The 19151-nt window shown below is 35.0% G+C and carries 20 protein-coding genes; 17 read left to right on the plus strand and 3 right to left on the minus strand.

Annotated elements, in window-relative coordinates:
• The first annotated feature begins 2 nt into the window (after positions 1-2).
• The gene (locus tag ACQKOF_RS11460) at positions 3-1259 is read left to right on the plus strand and encodes an MFS transporter (RefSeq protein WP_427556852.1); all 1257 of its coding nucleotides are present in this window, start codon (positions 3-5) and stop codon (positions 1257-1259) included.
• Between the two features lie 175 nt (positions 1260-1434).
• On the opposite strand, the gene ACQKOF_RS11465 is transcribed toward ACQKOF_RS11460, so the two are convergent.
• On the minus strand, positions 1435-2307 hold the full coding sequence (locus ACQKOF_RS11465) for a glycine betaine ABC transporter substrate-binding protein (RefSeq protein WP_427556854.1): 873 nt from the start codon (positions 2305-2307) through the stop codon (positions 1435-1437).
• 329 nt (positions 2308-2636) lie between these two features.
• Between ACQKOF_RS11465 and ACQKOF_RS11470 the strand changes: the two genes are divergently transcribed.
• From ACQKOF_RS11470 to ACQKOF_RS11520, 11 genes are all read left to right on the plus strand, one after another.
• Positions 2637-2819 carry a hypothetical protein gene (locus ACQKOF_RS11470; RefSeq protein WP_427556856.1) on the plus strand — a complete coding sequence of 61 codons (183 nt, stop codon included), beginning with the start codon at positions 2637-2639 and terminating at the stop codon, positions 2817-2819.
• Between the two features lie 129 nt (positions 2820-2948).
• Positions 2949-3518: a manganese efflux pump gene (locus ACQKOF_RS11475; RefSeq protein WP_370045274.1), complete on the plus strand. Its 570-nt coding sequence runs from the start codon at positions 2949-2951 to the stop codon at positions 3516-3518.
• Between the two features lie 251 nt (positions 3519-3769).
• On the plus strand, positions 3770-4375 hold the full coding sequence (gene isdC / locus ACQKOF_RS11480; protein ID WP_427556859.1) for a heme uptake protein IsdC: 606 nt from the start codon (positions 3770-3772) through the stop codon (positions 4373-4375).
• The gene (locus ACQKOF_RS11485; protein WP_427556861.1) at positions 4375-5814 is read left to right on the plus strand and encodes an NEAT domain-containing protein; all 1440 of its coding nucleotides are present in this window, start codon (positions 4375-4377) and stop codon (positions 5812-5814) included. The genes isdC and ACQKOF_RS11485 overlap by 1 nt, the downstream gene beginning before the upstream one ends.
• Positions 5815-5895: 81 nt before the next feature.
• Positions 5896-7176 carry an NEAT domain-containing protein gene (locus ACQKOF_RS11490; protein ID WP_427556864.1) on the plus strand — a complete coding sequence of 427 codons (1281 nt, stop codon included), beginning with the start codon at positions 5896-5898 and terminating at the stop codon, positions 7174-7176.
• A 15-nt stretch (positions 7177-7191) separates the two neighbouring features.
• Positions 7192-8109, plus strand: coding sequence for a heme ABC transporter substrate-binding protein IsdE (gene isdE, locus ACQKOF_RS11495; RefSeq protein ID WP_427556866.1), 918 nt, complete (start codon positions 7192-7194; stop codon positions 8107-8109).
• Positions 8110-8241: 132 nt separating this feature from the next.
• Complete coding sequence (locus ACQKOF_RS11500) at positions 8242-9207, plus strand: FecCD family ABC transporter permease (RefSeq protein ID WP_427556869.1); 966 nt, start codon at positions 8242-8244, stop codon at positions 9205-9207.
• A 6-nt stretch (positions 9208-9213) separates the two neighbouring features.
• The gene (locus ACQKOF_RS11505; RefSeq protein ID WP_427556871.1) at positions 9214-9984 is read left to right on the plus strand and encodes an ABC transporter ATP-binding protein; all 771 of its coding nucleotides are present in this window, start codon (positions 9214-9216) and stop codon (positions 9982-9984) included.
• A gap of 12 nt (positions 9985-9996) precedes the next feature.
• Positions 9997-10755 (plus strand): class B sortase, encoded by a 759-nt coding sequence (gene srtB, locus ACQKOF_RS11510; protein WP_427556874.1) that lies wholly within the window; start codon positions 9997-9999, stop codon positions 10753-10755.
• Between the two features lie 508 nt (positions 10756-11263).
• Entirely contained in the window at positions 11264-11791 is a 528-nt protein-coding gene (locus ACQKOF_RS11515) for a YceI family protein (protein ID WP_427556877.1), read from the plus strand.
• A gap of 148 nt (positions 11792-11939) precedes the next feature.
• The gene (locus ACQKOF_RS11520; protein WP_427556879.1) at positions 11940-12866 is read left to right on the plus strand and encodes an NAD-dependent epimerase/dehydratase family protein; all 927 of its coding nucleotides are present in this window, start codon (positions 11940-11942) and stop codon (positions 12864-12866) included.
• A 46-nt stretch (positions 12867-12912) separates the two neighbouring features.
• On the opposite strand, the gene ACQKOF_RS11525 is transcribed toward ACQKOF_RS11520, so the two are convergent.
• Complete coding sequence (locus ACQKOF_RS11525; RefSeq protein WP_370045291.1) at positions 12913-13569, minus strand: DJ-1/PfpI family protein; 657 nt, start codon at positions 13567-13569, stop codon at positions 12913-12915.
• A gap of 159 nt (positions 13570-13728) precedes the next feature.
• Complete coding sequence (locus ACQKOF_RS11530) at positions 13729-14325, minus strand: TetR/AcrR family transcriptional regulator (RefSeq protein ID WP_427556882.1); 597 nt, start codon at positions 14323-14325, stop codon at positions 13729-13731.
• 292 nt (positions 14326-14617) lie between these two features.
• On the opposite strand from ACQKOF_RS11530, the gene ACQKOF_RS11535 reads away from it, so the two are divergent.
• From ACQKOF_RS11535 to ACQKOF_RS11555, 5 genes are all read left to right on the plus strand, one after another.
• Positions 14618-14929 (plus strand): ArsR/SmtB family transcription factor, encoded by a 312-nt coding sequence (locus ACQKOF_RS11535; RefSeq protein WP_387079579.1) that lies wholly within the window; start codon positions 14618-14620, stop codon positions 14927-14929.
• A 153-nt stretch (positions 14930-15082) separates the two neighbouring features.
• The gene (locus ACQKOF_RS11540; protein WP_427556885.1) at positions 15083-16255 is read left to right on the plus strand and encodes an MFS transporter; all 1173 of its coding nucleotides are present in this window, start codon (positions 15083-15085) and stop codon (positions 16253-16255) included.
• A gap of 94 nt (positions 16256-16349) precedes the next feature.
• Positions 16350-16535, plus strand: a complete 186-nt coding sequence (locus ACQKOF_RS11545; protein ID WP_427556887.1) for a hypothetical protein — start codon at positions 16350-16352, stop codon at positions 16533-16535.
• Between the two features lie 386 nt (positions 16536-16921).
• Entirely contained in the window at positions 16922-18205 is a 1284-nt protein-coding gene (locus ACQKOF_RS11550; RefSeq protein ID WP_427556889.1) for an AAA family ATPase, read from the plus strand.
• 109 nt (positions 18206-18314) lie between these two features.
• Complete coding sequence (locus ACQKOF_RS11555) at positions 18315-18890, plus strand: RloB family protein (RefSeq protein WP_427556892.1); 576 nt, start codon at positions 18315-18317, stop codon at positions 18888-18890.
• The last annotated feature ends 261 nt before the right edge of the window (positions 18891-19151 follow it).

The raw sequence follows: 19151 nt of genomic DNA on the forward strand, positions 1-19151 counted from the left end.
AATTGGAAGTTTGGAAAAAGAATATGTATATTTTGAGCATTGCACAATTTTTAGTCATGACTGCATTTAGCTTGATTATACCTTTTATTCCAGTTTATCTTAAAAGTGATTTAGATGTTCACTCTCAAACTGATATTCAGCTTTGGACAGGGATGATTTTTGGCGCTACTTTTTTATCGGCTTTTCTTTTTCAGCCGATATGGGGAAAGATTGCAGATCGAACGAGTAGGAAAACTATTCTAGTCCGTTCAGCAATTGGAATGGCATTTGCCACATTCTTAATGACCTATAGCACAACAGCTTGGCACTTATTAGTTCTACGTTTTATCTTAGGGATTTTTGGTGGTTTTATCCCTGCCTCTTCTCCATTCATCACAATGAATACGCCTAAAGAAAAAATAGGTTATGCACTCGGTATAGCCCAATCGGGTGCTTACACCGGGAATATTTTTGGACCGTTAATAGGTGGAGTTTTGGGACAGTGGATAGGATTTTATAAAATCCTTTATGTGTCTAGCGCTATGTTACTGATTTCTGGGGTACTTATTTTATTCTTTTTAACAGAAATTAATAAACCTGAACCAAGTACATTGAAAATTCCGACGCCTAAGAGAGGACATATTAATTTTTTCTCTGAACTACGGGAAATTACGAAAGAACCTCTAATTGGAATTTTGTTTATGGTTGGATTTCTTATTCAGTTTTCAACGATGAGTACTTCGCCATTTTTGGCCACATATGTAGAAAGTATGTGGAACAATGATGTCTTTTTAACAACGATGGTAGGTTTAGCGGTTTCTATCTCGGGTTTCTCTATTACAATCTTTTCTCCCATTTTAGGAAGGAAAGCAGATCAAGTGGGTCCTGAAATTATTTTGTTAATTTCTTTGTTAGGGAATTTTATTTGTTATGTTTCCCAAGCGTTGGTTTCTTCTATATGGCTATTTCTGCTCGCTAGGTTCTTAATGGGAATATTTATAGGTGGTCTTCTTCCATCGGTAATAAGTTTAATACGAAAAAATGCACCTGAAAAAATGGAAAGTTTAACATTCGGTTATTATCATAGTGCTCTATTTTTAGGAAATCTAATTGGTCCTTTGCTTGGTGGATATTTAAGTGGAATAATCCACATAAAAGGGGTTATTTTTTTGGCTGGTCTCCTCTTTTTAGTAAATAGTTTAATTTTAAAATTTCATTTGTTTAGACAAGAATCCTATGTATCTTTACTTAAGAGGGTCATTTCCATCCGGAGGTATTAACATAAAAAGATACATTTACTGATTGCTCAGTGAATGTATCTTTTTCGTTAATTGCGTGTATCACGAGTGTATTCCAACTTTTTGCGTGAGCATTTGTACGATACTATATGTAGGGCAGGAAATTCATATCAAAGTCGAATTGTTGGACAGAGTATATAAAAGTTCATCATTTATATTATTTTACATCTTTTGTCCACTCTGAAACTTTATCTTCATTGTCTTTGATCCATTTTTTTGCAGCTTCTTTAGGATCAGTGCCTTTCATAATATCAAACATAACACTTTCAATATCTTCCGGAGCCCAGTGGAAGTTTTTAAGAACACTATACGCTCCTGGATTATCTTCTTTCAATCCTTTACGTGCAAATGTACCAATATATTCTTCGGCTCCGTAAATACCTTTAGGATCGTCTAAATATTTTAAATCAAAAGCGTTGAATTTCCAGTGTGGAGACCAACCTGTAACGATGATTTCTTCATTTTTCGCAATGGCTTGAGTAAGGGCTGCTGTCATTGCGCCTGCAGATGAGGTAACTACATTCCAGCCTTCAAGGTTACTATATTCTTTATAAGCATTTTCCGTAGTTGCTGTCATATTTGCTCCTGGATCAATACCAGTTATCGTTTTACCAGCTTCATCTGTTAAATCTTCGATAGAGTTTACATCCATATAACTTGGGACAACTAAGCCAATTTTTGCACCTGCAAGGTTTTCACCCAAATCGTCTATTTTATCCTTGTACTTCTTAACTTGTGGGGCATGTGTTTGTGGTAGCCAAGCTGACACCATGCCATCAACCTCTCCTTTAGCAAGAGCCTCCCACATAATTCCGTTATCTAGTGGTGTTAGTTTTACATCATATCCTAAATCTTCTAGAACTTGTCCTACTACATTTGTAGAAGCAATTTCAGTATCCCATTCAACATAGGCTAAGTTCACTTCATTTTTTTCTTTATTTTCCGTGCCTTCACCATCTGAGCTACAAGCAGTTAATACGAACATTAATGCTAAAGCTAATCCTATCTTCAATAATTTACTGAATCTCATAGAATCTCCCTCTCTTTATTTTAGGATGAGATATATCTAAATATTAACAAGTAGCAACTTAAAGTTATAAGAAGGTTGTTACTTTTGTCAAATCGCGCCTTTAATAGAACATTGCTTAAACTCTGATAGCGAATGATAGAAAAAGTATCTAAAGCTAACCTCGAATCTATGGAAGCATACGGAAATATATAAGGTTTTATAAGTAAATTCAGACGGGTAAAGCGAGTATTTTTTGTTAATTGCTATGTATTTGATACATTTCGAGGTTACTAAAGTAAATAAAATATCTTTGGGTTAGTAAGTAAACGTACAAAACGAAGCTGATTCTGATGAAACTTAAAATTGCAAGAAAAAAATTATCAAAATTTGCTCGAAAACTAACAAATTTTGATTTTATCAATTTTTTAGATAATGCTATAGTTTCAATGTCAAAAAATATATATAAGTTAAGGAAAGGGGATGTTATAGAAAATGAAAAAAGTAAGCTTTCTATTGCTCAAGTCCTTATATGAAATAGTCGTTGAATCAAGGGTAATCCCAATCTCTTCGCAAGTAAATCCGTTCAAAAAATAGATGAACAAAAATTTTTTCCCTTCATATCCTATGTGAGAATGGATTTTACGTTATTGAGGAGGAAAGGAATGCATTGGATAGCCATCATTCTTATTGGGATAGCTGCCAACTTAGATAATTTAGGAATTGGTCTCGCCTATGGTATTAAGCGAGTGAAAATACCCATATTATCCAATGCGGTTATTGCCCTTATTTCAATGATCGTCACATACGCCGCAGTAACAGCTGGGAGCGTAGTTATTAATTTTATCTCTCCAGATTTCGCAAATTTAATAGGAAGTCTTTTACTTTGTGCTATTGGGATATGGACTTTATTATCTAGTCGCTTTTCTAAACAAGGGATATTGGGAAATCCTGAAGTATTTGATGAGGATAAAAATTATATAATTTCAATTCGAGAAGCAATGACGCTCGGCTTTGTCTTATCAGCCAACTGTTTAGCTGGAGGAATAGCACTTGGAGCTAATGGTATTTCTGCAATCTGGACAGTTATTTCTATCGGTATTTTTTCGTTCATAACAGTAGGCGCTGGCGTTCATTTTGGAGTCTTACTTACCAAGACTTTTATTGGAAAACACTCAACCGCTATTTCTGGTTGGTTACTTATACTTATAGGGATCATTGAAATTGTTTCTTAAATACACTAGATGTCTAGTCAAGAATGAATAAATAGAAAGAGGCTTTTTAATTAAAAATATAGGAAATATCACATGTTTTTTGTGATATTTTCTTTTTTTGAGGTAATTTTGACATATTAAGGACGATTTTGGTTTAGTGGTTGACATACACTGGCATTAACGATTATTCTTGGTAATAGAAGTATAATTGAGAATGATTTTCATTTCGATAAAGTACTTTCAATTATGTTTTTAGAGGAGGCGTGCAACACATGAAGAAATTAATGATGCTCGTCATGCTTGTAACTTTGTTTGTATTCAACTTTGCTTTACCACAAGCATCTGCTCAACTAGCTGACGGCACTCATTCGATAAAATATCAGGTCAATAAACCTGAGAGCAACTCTGTATCCATTGCAAACGATTATTTTCTAAAACCAGCAAAGGTCACATTGAAAAATGGGACAGCTACTGTTCAAATTACATTAAAAAATAGTGCATGGATTACAAAGTTTCAACCACCTGGTGGAGCAACTGTAGTAAGTGAAGATAAAGCAGCTGATACTCGTACTGTACAATTTACTGTTAAAGATTTAACGAAACCAGTTGTGACTTCTATGAAAATTGATATTGACGATATTAATTATCATCACGAATACAGCGTCTCACTAGTGTTTGATGCGGCATCTGCAGGAAGCGCAACACCAACAAAAGCATCTGATACGAAAACTACTAATGCTCCAACAAATTCTTCTGAAAGTCATGTGCCGAATCCACAAACAAGTGATGCAACACCATATTTATTAATTGTGGCATTAGTTGGATCAGCATTTTTACTTTATAGAAAAAAACTACAAACAAAAACGGAGGGTCAATAATGGCTAAAAAACAACAATCACGCGCAACAAAAATAGTACTAGCTTCATTGCTAGCAGCATCACTTTCAGCACCATCATTTGCGTCTGCAAAGGTAGCTGAAGTAACGACTACAAATACTGAAGTAAAAGTAGAGAACAAAGTTGAAAGTGCTTCAGTGAAACTCCAAACATTTAAACAAGGTACTGATGATGTTGGTTATATGGACAAGTATTTTGGGGAAAAAGCTACACTAATCAATAAAGATGGTACATACACTCTGCAAATAACAGTAAATGGTAGTTTTAGTAAAATGATTCCTGATTTTCAAGTGAAACAGGGTGACAAATATGTTGATGCAAAAGTTGAAACTCAGGCAGACGGAACTAGTATTATTACATTCCCAGTAGTTCCAAATACGAAAACTGCAGCAAAAGTACACGTTGTTGCAGAAACACCCCAAGGTAAAATGGACAAGTGGTATGATTTTGATTTAAAAGCAGTAGAAAATGGTAAATCTGAAGAGGTTAAAGAAGAAGTTAAAGTAAATGAAGTAGCTGTCACTGTTTACAAAAACGGTACTTCTGAAGAATCTATTATGAAGCAATATATTCAACCAAAAGTAGGCGTATCGGTAGTAGATGGTAAAAACATAGTTACTATGACATTCCCTCAAGGTCAATATGTTAAAGGATTCACGGTGGGGGGAAAAGAAGCAACTTTAGTAAGTAAAGACGATGCAACAAATATAAGTAAGTACTCATTTGAAGTGGCAGACTTAAAAAAACTTGTGAATGCTCAGCTGCATATTGTTGTGAATGAGCCAGACAAAGGCGTGAACTATGACTCGAACCACCAAGTTCAATTTAGTTTTGCTGTGGAAGGCGCAGTTAAACCTGTGGTGAATCCATTTAAGGATATTAGTAATGATGCTAATAAAGAAGCAATCTTAGCGTTATACAGTAAGGGAATTGTTAAGGGGCAAGATAATTTTAAACCATATGACAATATTACACGCTCTCAATTTGCGTTAATGATTGCTCGTTCTTTAAATTTATCTTCTACAACAGATGCTGGATTTAAAGATACAGCGAAACTTGACACAGAACGTGTACAAGCAATCAATGCTTTAGCTGATGCTGGAATTGTCGTGAAAGCAGAGAACTTTAATCCAAATGGAACACTTACTCGCCAACAAGCTGCAGTGATGATTTATCGTGCAGTAGCGCATGTTGCAGGAAAAGATATGAACTATGGTGATCCAAGTCTGTCTTATTATGCTGATGGTGCAACTGTTACAAGTGAAGAAGCGAGAAAAGCCTTTGCGTTTCTATATGCAGGTAAAATCATGACTGGATCTGTAGATGCTAAAGGTAAAACTGTTATTAATGCAAGCAGCCCATTGAAACGCACACAAATGGCAAAAATTTTAAATGGTTCATTACAATACATGAATAAATAGTACGACTACAGCAACTTCCTTTCTCACTTATTTGAGGAAGGAAGTTACTGTGCTCTTAAAGATATTGGAGGGATTTACACAGTGAATAGAAAAATATTTCGAGTATTCATTTTTAGTACTATCTTACTGATGTTTTTTTCTCCATGTTTTTCGTTTAAGGCAAAAGCTGAAGAATTTGTATTAGAAAATGGGAGCTATCAAGTTGAACTAAGTTTTTTATCTCTAGATGGCGTAAAAGACAATATTTTTAGCGAATTGGCGACAATTGATGTAAAGAACGGTCAGTATAGATTAAATTTAGCTATAAATAAGTCATTGAGTATAAGAGATATACATATCGAACAGTTGGAAAATGAGCTTTCGTTAAACGTTCAGACTGAAAATTTAGTTCAATTTGATGTCAAGGATTTACATCAGCCTATTATCATTAAAGGCGAGATGGCACTTTCATCCTCCGAGGAATATTTCTTTTTTTCACAGGAGCTTCAATTACAGTTAACAACCCTTTCAACAATTGTGCCAAAGGATGAGGAAGCTATTCCAGAAAACGAAATCAACGAATCTACTTCAGAAGAAATCTATGATAAGGAATGGTCAATGAATTACATATTGTTAGTAGATGGAAAAAACGAACAATCTATTATGAATACATATGTAAATCCTGTTGCAAAAATAAAAGAAAAAAACGGCAAATATTATGCCCAAATGACAATTTTAAAATCTATTTGGATAACAGGCTTAACTGTAGATCAACAAGGAAAACAGGTAGAGCCAAAGCTTATTTCACTTGTAGACAATGTTCGAATTATCGAATTTGAAATTCAGAATTTTGATCAGCCAATACGAATGTCGGTGAAGGTAGATATTCCTGAGCTTTCTTATCATCATCAATATTTCGTAAATCTAAAATTTGATCAACAGCAGGTAGCAAAGTTTTTAAATAAGCCCACTGTAACAGCACCCTCTAATCAAGTAGCGAGTGAAAAGCCACCTGTTATTGCTAAAGAAGAAGTGAAAACGGCACCAGTGGTAGCACATCATGAGGCGGTGGTAAAACCCAATCAGCTGTCACGGCCATTGCCATCATTTCGGCCAACGTTAACTGTGCCAGTGGAAGAGCAGTTAGCATTTGATCGTACACTTGACGCACCTATTGAGGATGCTATTAAAGATGAAGCCAAAAATTCTGATGTTAAAGAGGAATCTATTGAAAAAGTAGTGAAGAATTCTAAAATCGATCAGCAGCTTTTTCAGCTGAATACCATAAAGATAGTATTGCTTATAGTAATCTGTCTTTTGTCGGGCTGGTTGCTCGTTCGTCGTATCAGAAATTCTAAAAAAGATGTGACTGAACAGAAATAAGTAGGAGATGACTTTATGCAAAAGAACTGGAAATGTTGGTTGCTTATGATGGCGCTTATGTCATTACTTTTAGTAGTTGCTGGCTGTAACAATGGAGATAAGCAAGAAGAAACAGAGACATCTGCTGAAAAGCAATCAGTTAAAACAGCTGAAGAGAATGAACATCGTATTATTGCTGGTACGGTTGTTATTGCAGAAATTCTAGATAAGCTTGACTTAGATGCTATAGCAGTACCTGAAACAGAAAAAACATTAGCAAAACGCTTTGATGGTCTCCCTACTATCGGTAATGCAATGGAACCGGATATGGAGATTGTTAAATCATTAAATCCAACAGATGTGTTATCAGTGTCAACGTTAGAATATGACTTACAGGACAAATTTGAGCAGTTGAAAATTCCAGTTAATTTTTTAAACTTTCAAAGTGTAGCTGCCATGCTTTCCGAAATTAGAACTCTCGGTGAACGTTATAATCGCGTAGCACAAGCCGATGAGTTAGTGAATGGCTTGCAAAAAAATATTGATGCTGTGCAAACAGTTGCTAGTAACAAAGAGGGACCTCGTGTACTAATTTTACTTGGCATTCCAGGTAGTTATTTAGTTGCAACTGAAAACTCCTATGCAGGTGATCTTGTGAAAAGAGCAGGCGGTATTAATGTAATGGAAGGGCAGGATGCTGAATATTTGTCTTCAAATACCGAGTATCTGCACAACAGTAACCCGGATATAATTTTACGTTTATCACACGGTATGCCAGATGAAGTTGTAAAAATGTTTGATGAGGAATTTAAAACAAATGATATTTGGAAACATTTTGACGCAGTAAAAAACGGTAAAGTGTATGATTTAGAGGAAGAATTTTTCGGTACTACAGCATCCTTAAAAGTGCCACAGGCTTTAGGACAGCTAATGGAAATCTTCTATCGCGAATAGTAACCAGAAAAGTCGCTCGTATCGCAAGCATAGTCTCGCTATAGAGCGACCTTCTATTTAGTACAAAATTCATGTTGGGTGTGATTTGTACAAATAACATGATGGAATTTGAAAAGAAAAAGGAAGTCCAATATGACAAAAAAAGTGGTAAGCTTCTCAATTGTAATTGTATTATTACTAGTTTCAGCAGTTTATGCAGCAATAACAGGTAGCATTAAAATGGGCTTTTTTGAACTTATAGGTGCATTATTTGATGAAGGGAATGGTCAAATGGAGGCTATCCGCGATTTGCGATTTCCAAGGATCATTGTTGCGTTGTTTGCTGGTGCAGCACTTTCCGTTTCAGGGGTCCTATTACAATCTGTGATGCGTAACCCGTTAGCGGATGCAGGTGTTATAGGTATATCTTCAGGAGCGGCATTTGTACAGCTCTTTATTATTTCTTTCTTTCCAGCATTATTTTTTATGACACCTGTATTAGCATTTATAGGTGGGGCATTTGCCTGCGCACTCGTCTTTGCGTTGTCTTGGAAGTCAGGCTTAAGTCCATTGAAGCTAATTTTAGTCGGAATTGCTATTAATGCAATGTTCACTGGATTAACAGAGGCTTTCATTAGTTTAGGTGGCTCGTTGAATACTTCAGCTGCCAGCGTTGTAGGTTCAAACTTAACGATGCGTACATGGAAGGATGTATCAACAATTGTTACATATGGTACTGTCGGATTAATAGCTGCCTTTGCGTTATATAGCTGGTGTAATCTCCTAGTATTACAAGACAAAACAGCGAAAAGTCTAGGCTTTCATGTAGCTCGTGCTCGTCTATTAATAGCTGCTGTTGCGGTATTATTATCGGCTGTTTCTGTTGTCGTAGCAGGAGTTATCTCGTTCGTTGGTCTGTTAGTGCCACATATTTCTCGTCGTTTAGTTGGGCACGATCATAAGGTGCTCATACCTTTTACAGCTTTAGCTGGAGCATTATTAATATTAGTGGCAGATACGATTGGTCGTACAATTGCTACACCGCTTGAAATACCAGCTTCAACCATTATGGCGATTATCGGTGGACCATTCTTAATATTCCTATTACGAAAAGAGTGAGAAAACATGGAAATACAAGATATTATCGTATCACATGATAATACTCGAAATCATTTAGATGGTGTATCGACGATAATTCAAAAGGGCAAAATCACAACGATTATCGGTCCAAACGGCTGTGGAAAATCAACATTATTAAGTGTTATGTCCCGCAACAATAGGCCGATATCGGGGAATGTATCATTAGAAAACAAGGATTTGGTGCACTACAAGCCGAAAGAGTTTGCAAAAAAACTAGCAATTGTCTATCAACAAAATGATGTACCAAAGGATTTAACAATAGAAAAGTTAGTAAGCTTTGGACGTCTACCGCATCATACAATGCTAAAAAGAAATCATGAGGAAGATACCGAAGCTATTGAGTGGGCCCTTGCCTGTACGAATTTACTGGAAAAACGTAGCGCTAATTTAGAGGCTTTATCAGGTGGGGAACGTCAGCGTGTGTGGATTGCTATGGCTTTAGCCCAACAATCAGAAATTTTATGTTTGGATGAACCGACAACATATTTGGATATTTATTATCAAATTGAGTTATTGGAGCTTGTAAAATCATTAAATGAGGAGCATGGCTTAACAATCGTTATGGTGCTTCACGATATAAATCAGGCGATTCGCTATAGCGATCAAATCATTTTGATGAAAGCAGGACAAATAATAGCTGAGGGAGCACCACGCGACGTCATTACTAGGGAAGTTATTAAAGAAGTCTATGGAGTAGAAGCCGTTTTCAATGAGGATGAGCTGCTTGGATTTTACATGGTCCCCCTTGGAATATAAATAGGTGATATGATGAAAAAATGGACATCTAAGTTGTTAACATTTATATATTTAGCTATATTCTTATACTCTGGCTTTTCATTAGCCAAGTACTTATACACGTACTATGAGACTTCAAAATCACTGGAAGAAGTACAAACGATCTATCAATCAACATTGGCTACCCTAGAGGATGAAGCTGTGGAAACCTCATCAACGTCTTTTACGATCCGTCCACAATTCAATGATTTACTAACTGTCAATGACAATATTGTTGGATGGATTTCTACAGACGGGACAAAGCTCAATAACCCAATCCTACAAGCTGAAAATAATGATTTTTATTTAAATCATAATTTTAAAGATCGAGAAAGCCGTGCAGGCAGTATATTTATGGATTATCGTAATGAAGTGCAGGATATAAACCGAAATACTATTTTGTACGGCCATGCCATGAAGAATAGTACGATGTTTGGGAGTCTTAAAAATTACTTAAATCAGCAATACGCAGACGAACATCCTATCATTTATTTAGACACACTGTATGAAGGCTATGACGTTGAAGTCTTTGCTGCTTATGAAACTACAATTAATTTTTATTACATTGAAACAGAATTTAAGAGCAATGCTGCTTTCCTAAAATTTTTGGACGAGATTCAAGCACGCTCTGCAATCGAAATGAATGTAGAGATTGGACCAGAAGACAAAATTCTTACACTATCCACTTGTAAAGATTCTGTCATGAGTGACGACCATCGTTTCGTCGTCCAAGGTAAATTAGTGAAACGCTAATAGATAAGCAGTTTCCCATTTCATTGGGGAGCTTCTTTTTTATATAACCAAAAGTAGTTAGTAAAATTCCTGTAGTCGGAGAAATCACTTGGATGGCCTGAAGAACTGATCAGATAAAACCTGTAACTGCTCGGGTAGCCCGAAAACTGATCAGGTAGAATCTGCACCTACTCGGGTAACCTGGAGAACTGCTCAGGTGGAAAAAATCCCAAAGGAATTCTCAAATCCAAACTATCTATCGCACACGACCTTCGAGGAAAAAGCTTGGTATCATTGATTTTATAAAATCTTTTCAAAATAACTTGACGTAAGTAAATTATTAATATATAGTAAGTTACATAAAGTAATCAATTACTTTTCGTAACTACTTTTAACTAGGATGTACGAAAGAAGTAACTACAAATGTTTATCCTTTAAAATTTAGGGGAACATATTTCATGTAGTTACTTCATATTTTATAATATATCTCGAAATCGAGATAAAAACAACTTCATTGGAGGAATTTATAATGGCAAAATGGAATATTGATTTAGGACACTCAGCAATTAACTTTCAAGTAAAACACATGATGGTATCAAAAGTAAAAGGTGTATTTGATACTTATTTAGCTGATATTGAAGCAGCAGATCTTGCAGATTTAACAACAGCAAGCATTAGCTTTACAATTGATCCAGCTAGCATTAATACACGTAGTGAAGATCGTGATAATCACTTAAAAGCAGTAGATTTCTTTGATGCTGAAAAATATCCAACAATTACATTCAAGTCAACAAACATTGCAAAAAAATCAGATGATGAATATGCGGTTACAGGTGATTTAACAATTAAAGATGTTACGAAATCAGTAACATTTGATACTGAATTTAATGGTAAAGGTACAAATCCATGGGGCCAAGAAGTTTATGGCTTTGAATCTACAACATCAATCAATCGTGAAGATTTTGGCTTAACTTGGAATGCTGCATTGGAAACTGGCGGTGTTCTAGTTGGGAAAGACATCAAAATTACGGTTGAACTGGAAGTCAACCCAGCTTAATTTTGTAAAATGTGCTCGATACATATCGAGCACATTTTTTTTATCTAAACAAAAATTACTGCCAAAAAATAGCACAATAAATAAGTTACTTGCATAATTTTAGTAAATACTGCATATAAAACATCATATTGTTTTTGGGGGCGATGGGATGAATGTATTAGTGACAGGTGGTTATGGTTTTATTGGTAGTGCAGTGGCGAGGCGTTTTTTTAAAGAGGGTGCAAATGTTTATATTATTGATAATTTAAGTACAGGTCATTTACGCAATGTCGACTTTGAGCATAAGTCTTATCTTTTGAATGTGGAAGATGAAGTTTGTGAGCATCTCTTTAAAGAAACATCATTTGATGTAGTCATCCATTGTGCAGCGCAAACGAGTGTTCAAATATCGATGCAAGAGCCAGTGAAGGATGTTTTAACGAATATTGTAGGACTTAGTCAGATGCTCTTCTTATCGTCAAAATATAAGGTAAAGCATTTCGTTTTTGCCTCTTCAGCAGCTGTGTATGGAGATAGTCACTATCCACCATTAGAAGAAACAGATGTTAGTGAACCGATTTCAATGTATGGATTAAACAAAAGTATTGGTGAGACATATTGTGAAAAATGGCAAAAAGATTATCGTTTACCGACATTAATTTACCGATTTGCTAATGTATTCGGTCCAGGACAATGTATGCGGGGGGAAGCGGCGGTTATTCCTAGCATGTTAAAAAGTAGTATTGAAGGAAAGCCCTTTACGATTTATGGAGATGGAGAACAAACACGAGATTTCATATATGTAGATGACATTGCAGATGCTATTTATGCTGGTGTGCAGGCAAGATTACAGGGCATTTATAATGTATCAACAAATGAGGCATGGTCGATACATCAAGTCATTTTATTATTACAGCATTTAAATCATCCTTTAGAAATTCAATACGCTCCTGAGAGAGAGGGAGATATTGAGCATTCGTTTTTAAATAATGCAAAGTTGGCGAAGGCAATCGGATGGAGACCAAAAACTTCTTTTGCGGAAGGCATAGAGCGTACATTGCAAGCATTACAAAATGAAAAGATAGTGGAAATTTAATTTAACAACGCCAAGGAGACAAGGAACCTTGGCGTTGAATTTTTATTTACATAACGGAATCTTTATTTGAAATTTCTTGAAGTGCTTTTTTCATCTTTTCGACTAATGGTGCAGGCGCTTTTTTTATAGAACCTGTATCGAATGGTGGCTGTGGATCATATTCCAAAATTAATTGGACCCCTTTGCTTATATCTTCCCCGAATTCCCATGCTACCAATTGAAGTGCCATATCAATACCTGAAGATACACCTGCAGATGTTACGATTTTTTCATGGCGGACAACCCTTTCATCTGTTGGAATAGTGCCTAGTGATTGTAAAAGATTAAAGGATCCCCAATGACATGTTGCTACAGCTCCCTTTAATAAGCCTGCTGCGCTTAAAATCAAAGAACCGTTGCAGACTGAAGTAGTCCATTTTGCAGTGTTATTAATTTTACGAATCCAATTTAACGTTTCCTCGTCATTCATAGGATTTTTGTAGTTAGGAGGACTACAGCCAGGAACGACTAGAATATCAGCAGAGGTAATTTCAGAAAAGCTATAATCGGCGTGCAAATAACCCATTTTTGAGTCAAGTCTGATGATTCCTTTTTGCTTAGCGACGAACTTTACTTCACATTTTTGTGTAGCAGCAAATACTTCGTATGGACCAATTGCATCTAGTGCAGTAATTCCATCGAAAAGCAAGATTGCAACTTTCATGTTAATCTCTCCTTTTAAGAAAATGATTGGTTTGGTTGATTATTAGGACCGGACTGTCCGGTCCGATTTTATTTTATACGTTTATAGGCTTATTTTCCATAATTTAATTATTACATTTTAGTGAACAACTAAAAAAACTAGAGGAATTAATATATGCCTCTAGTTCTTTGATGAGTAGTATTGTAAAAGTTTTTTGATTTGCTCAATGCTATAATGCATATGCTCATTATTTAAAGACAAACGGCTCGCCATAACAGCACCTTCTAAGGTTGAAAATAAAAAGGATGCTAAAGAATAAGAATCAATATTTTGAAGGAATTCTTTTGAATTTACTCCCTCTTCAATGATAGATTGAATAAAAAGCAATGTTTGATTATGTGCTTCAGCAGCTTTTTCATGAAGCTCTGGGAAACCATAATCTGTTTCTATGGCCGTATTTAGTAGTGGACATCCCCCATCAACAGGTGGATTATTAGCAGCATCTTGATACACCTCAAACATTGCTATTAATTTTTCAGTAGCTGAATCTTTTGATTTAGTAGCTTCTAAAAAATGATTCCAAACAATACTTCCAGAATACTCAAATGAAGCGAGAGCAATTTCATTCTTGTTTTCAAAACGTCTATAAATTGCACCTTTTGGTAATTCTGCTGCACTCATAATATCTTGAATAGAAGTTTGACTGTAGCCTTTTTTATTAAATAAGGCTAAGGAAGTTTGGATAATGAGATCGCGAACTTTATCTTCCTTCATCATTTCACCTTTTCTCTCACATGTGTTAGTAATTATTATATCTAAAAATGAAATAACTTTAAAATAGAGTTAAAAATTTTGTAATTTCGATTAATAAAATAAATTAACAATCAAAAGATTTATGAAAGTTATTCCACAACGAAATGGTAAAGCCTATCAATTAGAAAATACAATAATTAAGAATAAGAGAGATAAGCATCATATGCAATTAAAGGTATGGATTCTCGAATAGACAGATGATTTTAATTTTTAAAACTCCGTTTACAAATCTATAAAAATAGATATAATGAATTTTATGGAACCTTCACAAATCTATAAAGCATTATCAAACGATACAAGACGTCAAATATTATTATGGTTAAAGAATCCAGAGGAATTTTTTGATGAAAAACTTTATTTACAACAAGGAATTAGTTTTCAAGTTGGAGTATGTGTAAGAGATATTCAATTGAAAGCAGGACTAGCTCAATCGGTTATCTCTAATTATTTATTAACTATGCAACAAGCTGGATTATTACAATCCGAACGTATTGGAAAGTGGACTTATTATCGTCGGAATGAGAAAACAATACAAGAATTTCGAGAGTACGTTCAAAAAGAATTATAAATAGAAAGGAGGATTTCCTTTTTTTGGTTCAATATATCTAATTATACATATATATAGAATTATATATATAGGGAGAAATTATGATTTCACACCTATCAATATTTGTAACAATGCTCAACAATTAAATTAATTTAAGATTGGAGATTTTTATTAATGCGAAAAGTAAATCCTTTACTTATTTTTATACTAGCAATAGGTGTATTTGGAATTATTACAACAGAAATGAGTATTGTAGGAGTATTACCACAAATCGCTCGAAAATTTGAGATTTCAACCGCACAAGCAGGTTTATTAGTGAGTATATTTGCTCTAGTTGTTGCTATCTCTGGGCCATTTTTAATATTACTTGTGTCTGGGATTAATCGTAAGCTACTTTTATTAACAACAATATTTATATTTGCTATTTCTAATATTTTTTATGCTTTTACGACACATTTTGAAGTTATGCTTATTTTTCGTATTATACCTGCGGCACTTCACCCTCTATTCTTTTCAATAGCTCTTGTAACTGCAGCTAATCTTGTTCCTCCAGAAAAAAGCGGCCGAGCAGTTTCCAAAGTTTTCATGGGAATTACGGTTGGCTTTGCTTTAGGTGTACCATTAACTTCTTATCTTGCAGAACAGTTTTCATTAGAAATTGCTTTCTTGTTTGGAGCAATTGTAAATGCTGTAGCCTTCATAGGAATTTTAATTTTGCTTCCTTCTATGCCTGTTAAAGAAAAAATGTCTTTTGGCAAGCAAGTCGGTATATTACGAAAAACCGAATTATGGTTAAATATAGGAACTGTTGTATTTATTTTTGCAGCTATGTTTTCGGTATACAGTTATTTTGCTGAATACCTTGCAAAAGTCACTCACATGAATGGTTCCTTGATTAGTATTATGTTGCTAATATTTGGTGTAATTATGATTTTAGGTAATTCTTTATTTGGATTTCTTTTACAAAGAAACATGTTGAAAACTGTCATATCATTTCCGATACTATATTTATTCGTTTACTTATTCGTTTATTATTTAGGTTCTTATTTCGTTCCAATGATTTTTATGGTATTCATTTGGGGAATCGTACATTCTGGCGGTTTAATCGTTAGTCAGGCATGGTTAATAAGTGAAGCTAAAGAAGCCCCTGAATTTGGTAATAGCCTATTTGTTTCATTTTCAAATCTTGGAATTACTTTAGGAACATCCTTTGGCGGTTGGTTTATTTCTCAATTAGGAATTCACCAACTTATTTGGAGCGGCTTTATTTTTTCACTACTTTCTTTAGTATTGATATTAATAAAAATAAAACTTTTCAACTCTAGTATTCCATCGCCATCAAATTAATCAGCATCTTCCAATTAATAAAAATAGTTAATGTGTTGTTTGTAAAGAGAAACTTTAACTTCTTTCAGCAAATGTTTTATGTAACGTAAGTGAAATGGCAGTTACAAATGTTTTATGTAACGTAAGTGAAACGGCAGTTACAAATGTTTTATGTAACGTAAGTGAAACGGCAGTTACAAATGTTTTATGTAACGTAAGTGAAACGGTAGTTACAAATGTTTTATGTAACGTAAGTGAAACGGTAGTTACAAATGTTTTTGTAGTGAAAATGAAACGTTAGCTACAGAAACTCCCGCCTCTCTGAAGGTGGTGAGATGAATGCGGAATGTGGTTACTTTTCAGTGGGTGTCCCAAATACCTACTGAAATAGAGGAACTCAGTCTAAGAACGCCACGTCCTGTGGCAATTTATCTGTGCGAAAGCGAAGCGACAACAACAACACACGACTGAGTGGCCAACATCATGCTGCTGACGCTGCGTTAGCACTACGCTTTCGCGCAAAAAACATCTGTTGGCCCAAAGCCTCCGGACGCAATTACGCCAAGGCGAAATTTATAGATTCACTCTGCATTTAATTAGTATTATTCTGAGTAATATGTCTTTTTTCGCGACTATAGTATAATAATTGTTTAAAGGAATGTTGCGAAATTGAACGGGGGCTTACAAATGCTAGTAGATTTTAGGGTGAAAAATTGCTTAAGTTATAAAGACGAAACACTATTTTCAATGGTGGCGGGAAGCCGTATTCGAAAATTAAAGGATACACATACGATGAAATTTGACTCGTTTCGCCTTGTAAAAAGTGCCTTTATTTTCGGACCAAATGGAAGTGGAAAATCAAACTTATTCACTGCTATAAAAATTTTACGTTCTTTATTGTTTAACTTTGAAAATCTTAATAATGTTAAACAACTGCGCTTGCCCTACCAGCCGTTTAAGTTAGGAGGTCAGCAAGGGCAACCGACAGAATTTATGATTTCGTTATTACTAGATGGGGTACTGTACGATTATGAGGTACAGTATAATGCTTCACAGGTCCTTTATGAATGCCTAACTAAAACGACAAAATCCATGAAAGAGCAGCTCTTTAATAGACAATGGGATGGGACAGAATATTTGTATGAAACTGCCCAAAGCACAGCGCTAGAATTGACAAAATATACGCGTAATAATACAGCGTTCTTATCAGTATTAAATGTCTTTAATGACTCAGATGCTACGAAAATATTTGATTGGTTTTTACATAAAATACTGTTTTTAGATGAAGCAAATCAGTTATCAAGTCATCCACTTATTCGTAAACTTGAAGGGGAGCCATTTAAGAAAGAGGTTATTAAGTTACTAAAGATTGCAGACTTTTCTATTCAAGATGTGACGGCAAGACGCGTTGAGCGTAGAGAGAAAAATACTATTGGCTATGATTTTGACACTCCAGAGGTTATTCAGGAGGTGGATATCGATTTGCACTATTTATCATTCGATGAAGCAGGTGCGCCGATTGGAACAGAGACGATCAATTGGACGATGGATTCAAAGGGGACAGTCCGTATGCTGCATTTAGCATGCGTTATGGTAGATGCATACAATAAAGGGAAGACGATCTTTATAGATGAATTTGATACAGCATTTCATGTGTCCATCTGCGAATTTTTAATGGCCATTATGAACAGCAAACGTAATGTGACTAATCAATTTGTTGTCACAAGTCATGAAATTGATTTATTAGATCAGCCACTACGTTCCGATCAAATATGGTTTGTGAATAAAAGCTTTAAAAATGAATCAGAGTTATATTCCTTATTTGATTTTGCAGATTTGCAGAAGAAACGTGGAGATATTTCCTTTGCTAAGCGTTACTTAAAAGGAGAATTTGGGGCTACACCGGTTATTAATGAATATTTATCAGATCAATATTTAACTTCTTTCAGCAGGCATCCAAACACCCGCTGAAAAAGAGGAACTCAGTCTAAGAACGCCACGTCCTGTGGCAGCAATTTATCTGTGCGACAGCTATAATTATGCCGAGGCATATTTGATAGGAAGTGGAGGTATCTGAGCAGTGAGAGTGCGTCAACAAGGGAATCGAACACTGCGTAAAACCGTTTTAATTTATTGTGAAGGTGAAACCGAACGCATTTATTTTGAGCAAATGCGTATTTTAAAGCGCTCAAAAATGGTAAGTGTCAAAATAAAAAACGTCAAGCGTTCGGCTATTAAGCTAGCCCAGCATGCCTATCGAGATTCAAGCTACCAATATTTTGATGAGGTTTGGATTGTTTTTGATAAGGATGATTTAACTGAAAAGCAATTAGAGGAAGTGAATGCCTTTTGTGAGGAGAATAATATTCATATTGCCTATTCAAATGAAGCATTCGAATTATGGCTATTGTTGCATTTTGAAGAAGTCGATCTATCTGAAAAGTATCCTCGTGCTGTATTAAATGACAAGATGGAGCAGCATCTTGGAGTAACACGTTATTTTCGTCATAAAGCGGATGAGTCAGTCATTGCACCTATCGCACTTCGACATGAGGTCGCTATTAAAAATTGCACAGATATGATGGCACTTCGCAAGTCGGAAAGCCGTGATAATCCTTATTGCAACATACATGAAATGATACAATACATATTTTAACTTCTTTCCTCAAAAGAGGAGTTCTTTGTTGTGAATGCAACGACTAAGATTTATTTATCTTCCACTCAAAAATGTAAATAAATAAATTATTTGTATTTGGGAATAATATCGGAAGCCATGACAATTGAACTGTACATATGACACGTCCTTAAACCTATAAATGATTGAAAAGTGTATGTGTAATTTTTCTAGACGATCTACCTTGCCTTTTCTTTCTAAACAGATTACAATGAAATTAAGTTAATATACTAGGTTTGAGCG

Origin of the sequence: Lysinibacillus sp. NPDC093190 (genome assembly GCF_050280425.1) — a bacterium.
In the GTDB taxonomy this organism is placed as follows: Bacteria; Bacillota; Bacilli; order Bacillales_A; family Planococcaceae; genus Lysinibacillus.